Raw genomic sequence first — 12,569 nt, 5'->3', positions numbered from 1 at the left:
TCGTGCGAAGCAACCGCTGCAACATGATCTGCCGCTCCCCGAAAGGTCGTGAATCCCTTCCGAAAATGTTGCAAAATGTTCCGAATGGTACCCATTCAGCCAATGGCGACGATCCACAGATTCGGCCCGTTCCGCCTCGACGCGGGGGCCGAAATACTCTTTCGCGGTGACGAACCGATCGTGCTCAGCCAACGCGCGGTTGCGCTGCTTCGGCTGCTTCTGGAGCGGGCTGGACAACCTGTTTCCAAGGACGCACTGATCGAGGCGGCGTGGCCGGGACTTGCGATCGAGGACAGCAATCTGACGGTTCAGGTCGCAGCCTTGCGCCGGGTCTTTGAGGGAGTGGCCGGAGGTGCGAGCTGGATAGAAACGTTGCCGCGCCGTGGCTACCGTTATGTCGGGCCGTTGGTCGCGACGGGCAATCCATCTGCCGAGGCAAACCCGCAGACGTCACCGGCGCTTGCGTTGCCCGACAAGCCATCCGTCGCGGTGCTTCCGTTTTCAAATTTGAGCGGCGACCCCGAGCAAGAGTATTTCGCCGACGGCATGGTCGAAGACATCATCGCTGGATTGTCACGCATCAAATGGCTGTTCGTGGTCGCGCGCAATTCGAGCTTTACCTACAAAGAAAAGACTGTAGACGTGAAACGCGTGGGTCGCGAGCTCGGGGTACGCTACCTGCTCGAAGGAAGCCTGCGTAAGGACGGCAATCGTCTTCGCGTCTCCGCACAGATGATAGAAGCCGAGACCGGAGGCCATTTGTGGGCCGAGCGATATGACCGTCCGCTCGGTGACATTTTCACGCTTCAGGACGAGATCGCGCTATCGGTCGTCGGCGCGATCGAACCGAGCCTGCGTCGGGCCGAAGTCGATCGCGTCACGCGCAAGCGGCCGGAAAGCCTCGATGCCTATGATCTTGTCTTGCGGGCGCAGCCCGACGTCTATTCCGGGATGCCGGAGCGTGCGACAAAGGCGCTGGTGCTTTTGGAACGCGCACTCGCGTTCGACCCCACCTATGCGCTGGCGCACGCGTTTGCAGCGATGTGCCATCATAATCTGTTTCTGCGCGCCGGACTGCATGAAGAAAGCAAGGCAGCCTCGATGCGCCATGCTCAGGCTGCCATCGCGCATGGCCAGGACGATGCGCTCGCCTTGACTTTCGCGGGATTTTCCATCGGAATGGACGGGCACGATCAAGCCGCCGCATTCGTCGCATTCGAGGCGGCGCTCGCCGTCAGTCCCTCATCGGCCCTTACCTATATCCTTGGCAGCGTCATTCTCGCGTGGACCGGACACGCCGAGCGCGCGATCGAATGGGGCGAGCGGGGGATGCGCCTAAGCCCGTTCGATCCCTGGGCCTTTGCCGCTTTCCACTCGTTGACCCTGGGGCATTTCCATTGTGGCCGCTACGAGGAGGCGGCCAACGCCGCCCGCAAGGCCATCCAATTCAATCCGGGCCACAGCATTTCCTACATGCTGCTTGCTGCGCCGCTCGCGAAGCTCGGGCGGCGCGAAGAAGCCAAGGCCGCTGCGGCGCGGGTTTTGGAATTGCAACCCTCATTCCGATACAGCCGGCAATTTTCAGGCGTGGATTGCGCGCCGGCGCTTGCCGCCTCTCTGAGCGAGGCGCTCCGCGCCACCGGGCTGCCGGAATAACGTTGCAATTTGTTTTGTCTGCCCGCCCAGACTAGACGGATGTCTAATGAATAACGATGCTGTTTGCTGCGGTGCGTAAGTCCGGAAGTGGCACTTTTCGGAAATAGCGCGATGTCCGGTTTAGTCGTAATGCGCACCAAAGCGGACGTCGGCCAAGCAATGCTTCTAACGAAACAGGGCAGGATAGTAGCTCAACAGAGGCATATAAATCCGTTGCACAAGATAGTTCTGCTGACTGCGAAAGTTACTAGGGCTTTGCGGATGGCCATCCGAAAATCCAAGTCAGAATTGGAAAAGGGGTCAAGAACTGTAAGAGAAAAGCGACAACCAGAATCATAGCCCCGTAAAACAATACCCCGCGCACCACCCGATGCCCAAGGGGAGGGTACGGTGGCTTATCATCGGCGGGCCACGCGTATGCCTCTTCCCATTCTCGCTGAGAAATGTCGGCCGGCCTAATTCTCTCAAGTGGAATCCAGGCGCGATACGCGCCGATGCCACGCTCCCGCGCAATAGCACTTCTCAGATACAGCAAATTATGCCGGCCGACAAAATCAACCACAGCGATGATCAGGAGGCGTGCAAGGAACAGAATAAAGGAACCGGTGAGGTAGACATAAGCGATCATGAAGCCCGATATCAGCCATGACTTGGTGAAGGATTTTACGGTAAAAACTGCTGAGCACAATTGCACCGTAGCATCGACCAGTTTGTCGAGGCCGTTAAAGATTTGGCCGAAGATCGATCTATCATCGGCAGCTTGCAGCCACAGAATTACGCCAACGACAATCGCGAACTGCAATAGGGGAAATCTGACCACACTTCGTATTGGAGCCAAAATCAGTTTAATCATCGCGTGGGTGCTCCTGGCAGATCTGCCCGGCAACTTTGTTGCACTTCAGGCTGCAACACTCAATCAAGGTAAAAAGCCCGGCGTCAACGCTCTGAGAGATTGGAGCAGTGACCCGCCACTGCGAATGGCGTATTATCTCCAGGTGAAATTGGCCCCGGGAGAGCGAAAAGTGGGCCACCAAATTACCGCATGTCTCATTTTGGCTATTCTCGCAACCTCTGACGTTCAGACCACCGCTTCAGCGGACGAATTGGCTAAGTTCAATAGTGTGCCTTTCATCATGGGACAAATCCAGCAGCGCCAAAGTGCGCGAGCGCCGCGGAGCGCCGGCGAACGGGCCAGACGCGTCTATTGATGGTTACCTTCGAAACCTGAGGGATGCGGGCCTTTTCCTGCCGTTGTGTATCTCCACGCGAAAAATACCGCACTCGGATGTCCGAGCCCTTGACCGGCTGGGGGTATGTCTCGCTGGTGGTCGATAGCTTTGCTAGCCGTGGCATCAAGCAAACCTGTGATCAACTAGATGCCTGCCCGGCAGGGGGATGCACTAGACGCACTGAGTTATCTTTCGAAACTCCCCTTCGTTGATCCGAAGCGAATTGCGGTTGTGGGGGCGTCGGCCGGCGGCATCGTCGCTCTGGAGTTAGCTTCGACCCACGACGTCAATGTTTTCGCGGTTTCGGATGAAGTGAACTTCAAGGCAGCCGTGGAAATACATAAGGAGCAACAACATGAAGCAACACATTCCCGCGGAATTTTCCACTAGGTACGAGCGGAGTCCCTTTGTGATCATGGGCAACGCGATGCTGCCCCGAGATCCTGATGAAGACGAAGAGGACGAGGAGGATGAAGAGGATGAAGAGGATGAAGACCACGCCGATGAACCCCCGGTCGTGCGCGAGCCGGACGAAGACTAGACTAGCCTGCCATGATTTGGGATGCGAAAGACGTAGCGCTGATCAAAAAGCTCTGGGCCGTTCGTCCATGGTGATCGTGCTCATGGTCGCGTGAGGGTTAGGGTGACCTCCGAAGTCAATCGCACGCTGGTAGTCAAGGCCCGCCGACTTCCGTGTGTGACTCATAGCCGACGTAATGCACGAGGTACGCTCACTGTTTCGGATCGGCCCGCGCTTCCAGGCCACGGAGCTGTGTCGCGACAGTCAAATCGCCGATCTTCCTGCCCATTTCCTTTCCGACTTCTGTCGAGAAGCGGTAGTGGAAGCCGGCATAGATTCGTGAATTTGCGACCTCGTCGCTATAGTCCTGGAGCCGCGTCCATTTGCGGGTCACGCCTGGCGCAGAAGGGCTGGTCATCGAGAACTCCCCGAACTCTTCACCGACGATGTGCCGGAGAACCGTAGAAACCGAAGCGGACACGATGCAGTGGGCGCACGGATATTCGGGATGCAGGGGCGTCTCACCGAGTGGCAACCAAGACGGTTCGCGTGGCGTCGCTGGGTTCTGCGTAATGTCCGCATTACGTATGGCCGTCATTGGTCGCCAGAAGTTGTATTGGTACTTCGCATCGAAGACCGCAACGATTGCATCGTTCGCAGCGATCTCGGCAAGGGCGAAGAGACGAGCGCAGTCAACCACGTCCATTGTTTTTGCCAATGCCGCTTGCCTTACGATTGCATTGAAGCTGGGGGGTCCTACCACGAACCAGAACCGCCCTATCACCGTCTGCTCTGGCGTTCGGATGGTGCTGCTGCGAGCGCCGATCGCGCGAATTTCGTTGACGTCTCTGCTCCAGGTCTCTGAATCGAGCGCGGGTGGCGGCGCTGGACGGAATTGCGAGCCCGACGTCATGACCCAGGGGGTCGTCGCTCCAGCCGTCGTGGCGATCGGCACCACGGTTGGCACGTAGACGCCCGCTGTCGTATAGGGCCGATACGTTTCTTGAGCGTCACTGCCGTCGCCCGCCCGCAAGGCGATCACCCCGGCAGCGGCCGTCTTGCCAAGTTCAATTCCGTTCGCCCTTCCTTCCGTATCCGGGATACCGGAAAGCGAAGCCATCAGTGCTGTATCTAGGGTATCTTTTTGGTCGGGATAGATTATGAGAAGAATGTTGTAAGCCGCCGCCGCCGCCGCGGCTTCCCTGGAGGTGGAACGGTCCGCAACGAGATCCAGCTTGTATGGAGCGTATCGTCTTTCAATCGCGTTGACTGCCTCGAACATGGCAACATGCAGCATCGACATCGTGCGAGCCTGCGGCGCAGGTAGAAGCTTCTTGTCGGCGGCAATCGCATCAGCTTTCGCGTTCCAGTCCATAATCACATCAGCGCGCGCCGCGCCGACGCAAGCTACAAGAGCAACAATGACCAATAGTGGAGATTTGATTTTCGAAAGCGTCTTCATTTTCATGCTCCTCGCTTGTCAACAGAGAGTGAGACCTTGCCTGTGCAAGGACCGTGCAGAAACGAAGAAGTGCCAGACAATTCTAGGATTACAGCGCATGGGCTGCTGTGAACCATTTTACAATGTGCGCCGCTTCGATTGCAACAAAGTGCGGAGCTTGATCCAGCAGATGAGTAAGGCTGACTGCCATACCTGCCTCAGAGTTTGATGCGAGTGGCGGCGAAATAAGCGCCTTGCAGCAGGGAACACCGTCCTCGTCGAAAGACAAAAAGATCATATCTCGCGCCATCCACCAGAAGGGCAAAATCTGATCCTTGTAATGCCACCGAATGGTCTTCAGACAAGCTCTGCATGGTCTGCTTTTGGGCTCGTAGCTGAAGGTCCACCGGACCGTCGTGACTTCAGCTTGTTGGGGTAGAGCGGAAGTCGCCCAGTTTGGTCGCCATAGGGAGCTTGGGCAGTCGCGGTTGTGGAAGCTAAGACGTTAGCAACCGAACAGGGGTAAAATCATCCGGAAATATGGGCCGGGTGTCCGATTTGCCCGCTTTATCTATCATTGCATCAATCAACGCGATGGTTTGATGGTCCGTTCTCTGGGGTAGATCGGACTATCGCAGCTTAGGGGCCGACCGACGCAATTGATCCGGACCTAACACGGCTCTTTTCCCAACCGCGCATTTGAACCTAAATCAAAGTTGAGCGACTCAATGAGTATTCTGCGTCTGAGCGCGCACGACCCCTTCCGCAAAGCACAGCTTCGAACGGGAGTGTTCCGCGATGGAATTAGTTGCAGCATGCTTGCGGGCGCGTCTCCCATCGCCCTTGGTTGAACCTCGGCAATGGCCCAGCAGAGCACCGGTGTCCCAAGTCCGCCCGAAGCCACCAACACCGGCAACCAAGGTCCGCCGCGCGATCCGCAATTTCGGCGGGGTAATCCAGGATAACGCCCCGAACTCGAAAGCCTAGTGGGCGCCGCACGGATGCTAGCGGGTCTGATTTGCGTGCAACAACAACGAAACGCACTCAAAAGGAGGCTGCAATGCGTGAACCAAATCCTGAAAAATTGAACGCGCTTGTCGGAAAGCTGGTCGGCGACCTCGGCATCTCGCTTGGCGGCGCAAGCATACTGCTCGGTGATCGCCTCGGGCTCTACAAGGCGATGGCGGATGGTGTAGTGGTCACTCCCTCCGAGCTTGCCAAGAAGACCGATCTGCACGAGCGTTATGTGCGCGAATGGCTGTCCGGGCAGGCCGCCTCTGGATATATCGACTACCACCCCGAAAAAAATGCGTTCTCGCTCTCGGCCGAGCAAGCCATGGCGTTCGCCGAAGAGGGGTCGCCAGCTTTCTTTGCCGGTGCATTCGATGTCGTGCAGTCCACCTATCTCGACGAACCCAAAGTCGCGGAAGCGTTTCGAACTGGAAAAGGCGTCGGTTGGCACGAGCATTCGAAGTGTCTTTTCTCGGGCACCGAACGCTTCTTCAGGCCGGGTTATAACGCCAATCTAGTTTCGAACTGGATTCCGACGCTCGAAGGCGTCGAAGCGAAACTGAAAGCTGGCGCCAGGGTGGCCGATGTCGGATGCGGCCACGGCGCCTCTACGATTGTGATGGCGCAGGCCTACCCCAATTCAGAGTTCTTCGGGTTCGATTACCACAAACCGTCGATTGAACGTGCGAAGGTCCTGGCGCAGGAAGCGGGGGTTGGAGACCGCATCACCTTCGCGCAGGGCAGCGCCAAGGATTTTCCGGCGAAAGACTATGATCTGGTGGCGTTCTTCGATTGTCTGCATGACATGGGCGACCCCGTGGGTGCAGGCAAGCATGTCAAGGAAACGCTGGCCAAGGACGGGTCGTGGATGATCGTTGAGCCGTTTGCTCATGACAATCTGAAGGACAATCTGAACCCGGTCGGATGCATCTTCTATCACGCCTCGACATTCATTTGTACGCCGGCATCACTCTCTCAGGAAGTGGGCTTGGGGCTCGGTGCCCAGGCGGGTGAAAGCAGACTACGTCAGGTCGCGACTGAAGCTGGCTTCAGGCGCTTCCGCCGCGCGACCGAGACTCCGTTCAACATGATCTTTGAAGTGCGTTCTTGACCGATCAGATCAACGGACCACATCAGCGCGGATACTGCAGGAAATGCGGCTCCCAGAGCCCTGCATTCACATCGGATGATGTGGTCCCATCACGTTTGAGACATGCCGACAGGCTCAGGGAATGTCCGTTCTGTGGGGTCGACTGGAAACGATCGGCCGACTCTCAAACGGCGCCACGGACCCAAACGGGAAGTCGCCTCTAGCCCGAAGGCAGCCCGGCGTGCTTTGATGGGTCGGGTTGAACTTCCGAGGTTAGGACAGTTCCTTGGCGCCCGAGCGAGTGGAAAGGCGACTGGCAGCGGTGCTGGCGGCGGATGTCGCCGGCTACAGCCGGTTAATGGGAATCGACGAGGAAGGCACGCTGGCAAGGCTTAAGGCGGCCAGAAGCACCGTAGTTGACCCCGCGATAGCTTCCCATCGAGGCCGCATCGTCAAGACTACAGGCGACGGCATGTTGGTCGAATTCGCCAGCGCCGTTGATGCGGTGCGCAGCTCTGTGGAGGTTCAGAGCAGGATGGCGGAGCAGAATGCCTCCTCATCGCAAGAGCAGCGGATCGAATTTCGCATCGGCATTCACGTTGGCGACATCATCATCGACGACAACGACATATTCGGCGACGGCGTCAACATCGCTGCCCGACTGGAGAATATTGCTGATCCGGGCGGCATATGCCTGTCTGACGACGCCTACCGGCAAATCCGGGGAAAGGTCGACACGGCCTTCGAAGATATGGGCCGGCAGACCCTCAAAAATATAATTGAACCGATACGCGCTTGGCGGATGAAAATCGGCACCGAAGTTTCGGTTGCGCATTCAACCTCTACCGAACCGCATCATGTCCGCCCGTTATCGGGAAAGCCCTCTATCGCGGTGCTGCCATTTCAGAATATGAGCGGCGACCGCGAGCAGGAGTATTTCGTAGATGGGATCGCGGAAGACGTCCTCACGACCCTATCAAAGATTCAAGAGTTGATGGTGATAGCTCGCAATTCGAGCTTCGCGTTCAAAGGGCAGAACAGGGACATTCGCGAAATCGGCCAGATTTTGGGTGCTCGTTATCTGCTGGAAGGAAGCGTCCGAAAAGTAGGCAATCGCATAAGGTTGACGGCGCAGTTGATTGATAGTCGAGACGGCGGTCATCTGTGGGCGGATCGCTTCGACGGGAATCTGGACGACGTGTTCGATCTCCAAGACCGAATTACGCAAGAGATTGTTGAAGCGCTTGAAGTTCAGTTGACAGTCGGCGAACGCGCAAGGATATGGCGAAAACGCTCAGGCAGTCCACTGGCTTATGAGCATGTTCTGAAAGGGCGCGCCCTATACGTTAATTTCGCAAGGCACACCCATTCACAAGCCCAGAATCTTTTTGAACGGGCGCTGGAGATCAATCCCGCCTTTATGCCGGCGCTCTACTTGTTGGGTCTTACTCTGACCGACCAGGCGCGATTCGGTTGGAAGAAAGACGAAACTGAAGCGTATCAAGCCGCACTAGACTGCGCGGACCGAGCCCTCGCTGCCGACCCTAGTTTCGGCGAAGCATACCTGGTCATCGGCTATGTTCGCACTTTTCAACGTCGCCATGATGAGGCCGTGACAGCGGGAGAAATGTCGATCAACCTCACTCCAAGCAGCTCTGACGCCCATCACATGGCAGGCATGTACCACGGCTATGCCGGCAATTTTCGGAAAGCGGTCATCTATGAGGAACACGCGCAGCGTCTGAGTCCCATTGAGCGCAATGAATCCATGGTGGACGAAGCGCGCGCGAGATTTCATCTCGGAGATTTCGCGACGGCACGCGACATTGCCTCCCGCGTCCTGAAGGAGCGGCCACTCTGGTTGACCGCGCAATCAACACTCATAGCGGCGCTCTGGAATCTCGGCCAGAAAGATGAAGCACACATTATTTCAAGGGAATTGCTGGCGGGCCATCCTAGTTTTACCTTGGCCCGCTGGGCCAGGCTGCTTCCGTATCGCCGACAAAGCGACCTAGACGCATTGATCAACCCGCTACGCTTGGCGGGGCTTCCAGAGTGAAAACACACCGTCCGCGCGAGGTGCCGCAGCGAGGATGACCTGGAGGATTTAGAGGACGAACCGCGCGGCGTTTTGGCAGACTGCCGCCGCCGGCGCGCGATTTCTTTGCCGCGGCGCGGCTCAGACTCGATTGTAAGAGACGCGGCATTGTCCGACTTGACGTTAGACCGGAGGCCGTTGCGGCAACATTTTTGCCGGGCCGGCTGCGCAAATCTAAATCGGAAATGGTGGAACGCGACGGCGATCTAGTGGTCTACGCGGACAAGGGGAATGAGAAGCCGTTCGAGCGGGTCCAGGAGTTCCTAGCGATTGGACGAGTAAGGACACTGCAAGTGGCGGCGGGTGCTTTCCGATCAGAACCAGCTACAGAATTCAATCAGGCAGACGGCGGGTAACGATCCAATCGTTCGCAATCGGGGAAAGTTGCAAACTGATAAGGAAATGAGAAAAAGCTTTATCAGTCAGGCCGCACCCGCTGCCTGCCTAGGTGCGAATTAGCAGAATTGAGTGTGAGGCCGATCAACTCGTTGATAGCGCGAGGACGGCTTGGTGGAAGGCCGCTACAGCGAAAATTGCTGTGATGGCCCGTCGTTAGCGTCTATCTTTCTCCACCAGAGACTTCGCAGACGGCTTATGACGTAGTCCAGCCCTCTAACTTCAGCGCTGGAGGATTTTGACGAGAACCGAATGCGGCCTCGCCGCCTTGCCCAAATGCGTGAATCGACGGCGTCAATGGTCAGTGCCGACATTTCCGCAGGGATCAGCAGCCCCGGCAGATCGAGTTTATCATTTTGTCGACCTGCGCATCTTCACGGTCGATGGCGGGATTGGTGCCAAGTAGTGGTCCTTTCATAGGACGGCCTCTGCCCCGATGAAAGCGCTGTGCCCGATGAGTTGGTGCCGGGCGTGGCGGGGCTAGTGCCGAAGGCGCCGCCCGTCATCGACATGCCTGTCGTGGACATGCCCATCATCGACATATGTGACGATCCCACGCCGTGCCCTCCCATGCCGCCGCGAGCAAATGCCGCGGTGGGGGATACGCCAACACCAAGGGCGATGCAAAGAACAGAGACTATTTTCATGCCGAGACTCCGTCGTTAGCGCCATCTGGCGCGCGGCTCTGAAGGAAATTCGATTGCGCCAGCCCTCGACACTGCCGCGGCCGTGATCATCCCGTGGTTGGTGCTGCCCTGCGAACCGTTAGCCGGGCGCAGGTTGTTGAGGATGCCAGCCACACCGACGACGGCGACGATCGCGGTTACGATCACGGGCATCAAGTCCCTGCGAACGTGGATTTTCATGTTGCGCCAAACTCGTTTCTCGAAGTGCATGAACGTAACGTAGATTCGCAATCCGCTGGAACCAACTAAATTGAGGTTTAGTCTGCGTGTTCTGCGGTGCTCATTGGCTTCAAGCGAAATTGACTGATCGTGAAGGCTGCTACGAGTTGGCGCCGCGCCTCCAGTGCGCGGCCTCGCGATAGGCGCCCGATATGGCAGGGCCGGGGCTTTCGTCATGGCTGTTCGCCAGGTGGGCTTAAAAGCTAATTTAGTGGCCGGCCCGTGGATCGTCGTTATTCTCTGATTACGGCAGGAGAGTAACTCGATGATCCGATTTCGAGTGCTGCGAACATTCAGTTTTGACGACGAAGAGAGACGAGCCTCTCGCAAACGAGGAACCGAACGATGAAGATGAACTGCTTTCTGGCAGCACTGCTACTCGTACCCTCACTAGCTAGGCCGGCCAAGGTCCAAGCGCGAACGCACGAAGGCCAGGCGCGAGCGCGCGAGAGCAGAATCTCGCTTCAGGCATTCGCAACCGTGGGGCGCGAGGTCGCGGCTCCGCCTTGGAGCGCTGCATGTATGACCGACCACGGCCCAAGCTAATGCGACGAGCCTATGTGGGTCTACGGGAGCCCCGACTATGTCGCGCAGTTCAAGAATGCGTTCTGACATGGACGGGGAATTGTGAGCGGCTCATCTGTGGGATGTTATGATGCAAGTCGGAGACATCCTGCGCAGGAAAACCGTCATGCGGGCAATACGGTTCAGACCTTCGGCGATCCATCCGTTCTTGAGTTGGTAGAGGTCGTGGTCCCAGCCATCGCCGAGACAATGGCGCTGGCGCGAGTGATGGTAGCCTCTGTCAATCCGAGCAGCGTGTGCGCAAGGTGATGACGCCGAAGAACGGCCTTGCCGACTGGGAAGTCACGATCGGCCTCGCCAAGGCGATGAGTTTTGAGATGCACTACAACCATCCGTCCGAGATCATGGACGAGATCGCGGCGCTGACGCCGACGTTTACCGGCGTTTCCTACGCCAAGCTCGACGAACTCGGTTCAGTGCAGTGGCCCTGCAACGAGAAGGCGCCGGAAGGCACGCCGATCATGCATATCGGCGGCTTCGTCCGCGGCAAGGGTAAGTTCATCATCACCGAATATATCGCGACCGACGAGCGCACCGGTCCGCGCTTCCCGTTGCTGCTCACCACCGGCCGGATCCTCAGCCAGTACAATGTCGGCGCGCAGACCCGCCGCACCGAGAACGTGGTCTGGCACGCCGAGGACCGGCTGGAGATCCATCCGCACGATGCCGAGCAGCGCGGCGTGCGCGATGGCGACTGGGTGCGGCTGAAGAGCCGCGCCGGCGAAACCACGCTGCGCGCCCTGCTCACCGACCGCGTTGCACCGGGTGTGGTCTACACCACCTTCCACCACCCGGACACGCAGGCCAACGTCATCACGACCGAGTTCTCCGACTGGGCAACCAATTGTCCGGAGTACAAGGTCACCGCGGTGCAGATCTCACCGTCGAACGGTCCATCCGACTGGCAGAAGGCCTATGACGAGCAGGCCCGCCACTCCCGGCGCATCGCGCCGGTGGTGGAGGCCGCGGAGTAGCGATGCGCGATCCCGTCCACAAGGCAAACCGGAAGGTCTGGCGCAACGGCGCGTTCAGCGAGGGTGCGCGCCTGATCCCGGAGGAGACCGCGCTGGCGCTGACCTACAATGGCGGCACCTATGCCGTCATGATGGGTACGCCCGAGGACCTCGCCGATTTTGCCACAGGCTTCAGCCTGAGTGAGGGCATCGTGCAATCGGCCGACGAGATCGAGACGCTCGACATCGTTGAGCTCGATGACGGCATCGAGCTCAGGATGTGGCTCACACCGGAGAAGGCCACGCTGATCGCCCAGCGCCGGCGCAATATCGCCGGCCCGACCGGCTGCGGTCTCTGCGGCATCGACTCCATCACCGAAGCTATCCGGCCGGCCGCGATCGTGCCCGCGGGCCGGTCGTTCTCGCCGCGCGAGATCATGACCGCGGTGGCGGCCGTCGCCCCGCTGCAGGAAATCAATCACCAGACCCGCGCGGTGCATGCCGCGGCATTCTGGACGCCTGGGCGCGGCATCGTGGCGCTGCGCGAGGATGTCGGACGTCACAATGCGCTCGACAAGCTCGCCGGCGCGCTGGCGCGCGACAAGGTCGTGACCAACGAGGGCATGGTGGTGCTGACCAGCCGCGTGTCGGTCGAAATGGTGCAGAAGACCGCGGCGATCGGCGC

The 12,569-nt window shown here is 58.4% G+C and carries 10 protein-coding genes and 2 pseudogenes; 8 read left to right on the top strand and 4 right to left on the bottom strand.

Features of this window, described 5'->3' with window-relative positions:
- Positions 1 to 102 precede the first annotated feature (102 nt).
- Positions 103 to 1,656: a winged helix-turn-helix domain-containing tetratricopeptide repeat protein gene (locus UP10_RS33220; protein ID WP_044591421.1), complete on the top strand. Its 1,554-nt coding sequence runs from the start codon at positions 103 to 105 to the stop codon at positions 1,654 to 1,656.
- Positions 1,657 to 1,903: 247 nt separating this feature from the next.
- Here the strand turns inward: UP10_RS33220 and UP10_RS33215 are convergent, their stop codons facing one another.
- A complete protein-coding gene (locus UP10_RS33215) occupies positions 1,904 to 2,509 on the bottom strand; it encodes a hypothetical protein (RefSeq protein ID WP_044591420.1) in 606 nt (201 codons plus the stop codon).
- 523 nt (positions 2,510 to 3,032) lie between these two features.
- Between UP10_RS33215 and UP10_RS46775 the strand changes: the two genes are divergently transcribed.
- Both UP10_RS46775 and UP10_RS33205 read left to right on the top strand, forming a co-directional pair.
- On the top strand, positions 3,033 to 3,275 hold the full coding sequence (locus UP10_RS46775; RefSeq protein WP_156180474.1) for a prolyl oligopeptidase family serine peptidase: 243 nt from the start codon (positions 3,033 to 3,035) through the stop codon (positions 3,273 to 3,275).
- A complete protein-coding gene (locus tag UP10_RS33205) occupies positions 3,241 to 3,426 on the top strand; it encodes a hypothetical protein (protein ID WP_044591418.1) in 186 nt (61 codons plus the stop codon). The genes UP10_RS46775 and UP10_RS33205 overlap by 35 nt, the downstream gene beginning before the upstream one ends.
- Positions 3,427 to 3,616: 190 nt before the next feature.
- On the opposite strand, the gene UP10_RS33200 is transcribed toward UP10_RS33205, so the two are convergent.
- Both UP10_RS33200 and UP10_RS44765 read right to left on the bottom strand, forming a co-directional pair.
- Positions 3,617 to 4,867 (bottom strand): vanadium-dependent haloperoxidase, encoded by a 1,251-nt coding sequence (locus UP10_RS33200; protein WP_044591486.1) that lies wholly within the window; start codon positions 4,865 to 4,867, stop codon positions 3,617 to 3,619.
- Between the two features lie 88 nt (positions 4,868 to 4,955).
- The gene (locus tag UP10_RS44765) at positions 4,956 to 5,171 is read right to left on the bottom strand and encodes a hypothetical protein (RefSeq protein ID WP_156180472.1); all 216 of its coding nucleotides are present in this window, start codon (positions 5,169 to 5,171) and stop codon (positions 4,956 to 4,958) included.
- 735 nt (positions 5,172 to 5,906) lie between these two features.
- Here UP10_RS44765 and UP10_RS33195 point away from each other — a divergent pair.
- From UP10_RS33195 to UP10_RS46050, 3 genes and pseudogenes are all read left to right on the top strand, one after another.
- Entirely contained in the window at positions 5,907 to 6,968 is a 1,062-nt protein-coding gene (locus UP10_RS33195; protein ID WP_044591417.1) for a class I SAM-dependent methyltransferase, read from the top strand.
- A gap of 265 nt (positions 6,969 to 7,233) precedes the next feature.
- The gene (locus UP10_RS33190) at positions 7,234 to 9,006 is read left to right on the top strand and encodes an adenylate/guanylate cyclase domain-containing protein (RefSeq protein ID WP_245322049.1); all 1,773 of its coding nucleotides are present in this window, start codon (positions 7,234 to 7,236) and stop codon (positions 9,004 to 9,006) included.
- A gap of 15 nt (positions 9,007 to 9,021) precedes the next feature.
- A pseudogene (locus UP10_RS46050) lies at positions 9,022 to 9,317 on the top strand (TRCF domain-containing protein); the annotation flags it as partial.
- Between the two features lie 786 nt (positions 9,318 to 10,103).
- Here UP10_RS46050 and UP10_RS33185 read toward each other — a convergent pair.
- Positions 10,104 to 10,337 (bottom strand): hypothetical protein, encoded by a 234-nt coding sequence (locus UP10_RS33185; protein WP_044591416.1) that lies wholly within the window; start codon positions 10,335 to 10,337, stop codon positions 10,104 to 10,106.
- A gap of 827 nt (positions 10,338 to 11,164) precedes the next feature.
- Between UP10_RS33185 and UP10_RS33180 the strand changes: the two are divergent.
- A pseudogene (locus UP10_RS33180) lies at positions 11,165 to 11,905 on the top strand (molybdopterin oxidoreductase family protein); the annotation flags it as partial.
- Between the two features lie 2 nt (positions 11,906 to 11,907).
- Positions 11,908 to 12,569 (top strand): formate dehydrogenase accessory sulfurtransferase FdhD (gene fdhD, locus UP10_RS33175; RefSeq protein WP_044591414.1); only part of this gene is annotated, 662 nt, incomplete at its 3' end.

The organism is Bradyrhizobium sp. LTSPM299 (assembly GCF_000938235.1).
Taxonomy (GTDB): domain Bacteria; phylum Pseudomonadota; class Alphaproteobacteria; order Rhizobiales; family Xanthobacteraceae; genus Bradyrhizobium.
Note: the sequence above shows the minus strand (reverse complement) of the source record. Positions and strands in the feature narration are given on the sequence as shown.

Coding starts and splice junctions, on each gene's coding strand:
- UP10_RS33220 (WP_044591421.1), top strand. CDS start 103: ATGGCGACGATCCACAGATTCGGCCCGTTCCGCCTCGACGCGGGGGCC.
- UP10_RS33215 (WP_044591420.1), bottom strand. CDS start 2,509: ATGATTAAACTGATTTTGGCTCCAATACGAAGTGTGGTCAGATTTCCC.
- UP10_RS46775 (WP_156180474.1), top strand. CDS start 3,033: ATGCCTGCCCGGCAGGGGGATGCACTAGACGCACTGAGTTATCTTTCG.
- UP10_RS33205 (WP_044591418.1), top strand. CDS start 3,241: ATGAAGCAACACATTCCCGCGGAATTTTCCACTAGGTACGAGCGGAGT.
- UP10_RS33200 (WP_044591486.1), bottom strand. CDS start 4,867: ATGAAGACGCTTTCGAAAATCAAATCTCCACTATTGGTCATTGTTGCT.
- UP10_RS33195 (WP_044591417.1), top strand. CDS start 5,907: ATGCGTGAACCAAATCCTGAAAAATTGAACGCGCTTGTCGGAAAGCTG.
- UP10_RS33185 (WP_044591416.1), bottom strand. CDS start 10,337: ATGCACTTCGAGAAACGAGTTTGGCGCAACATGAAAATCCACGTTCGC.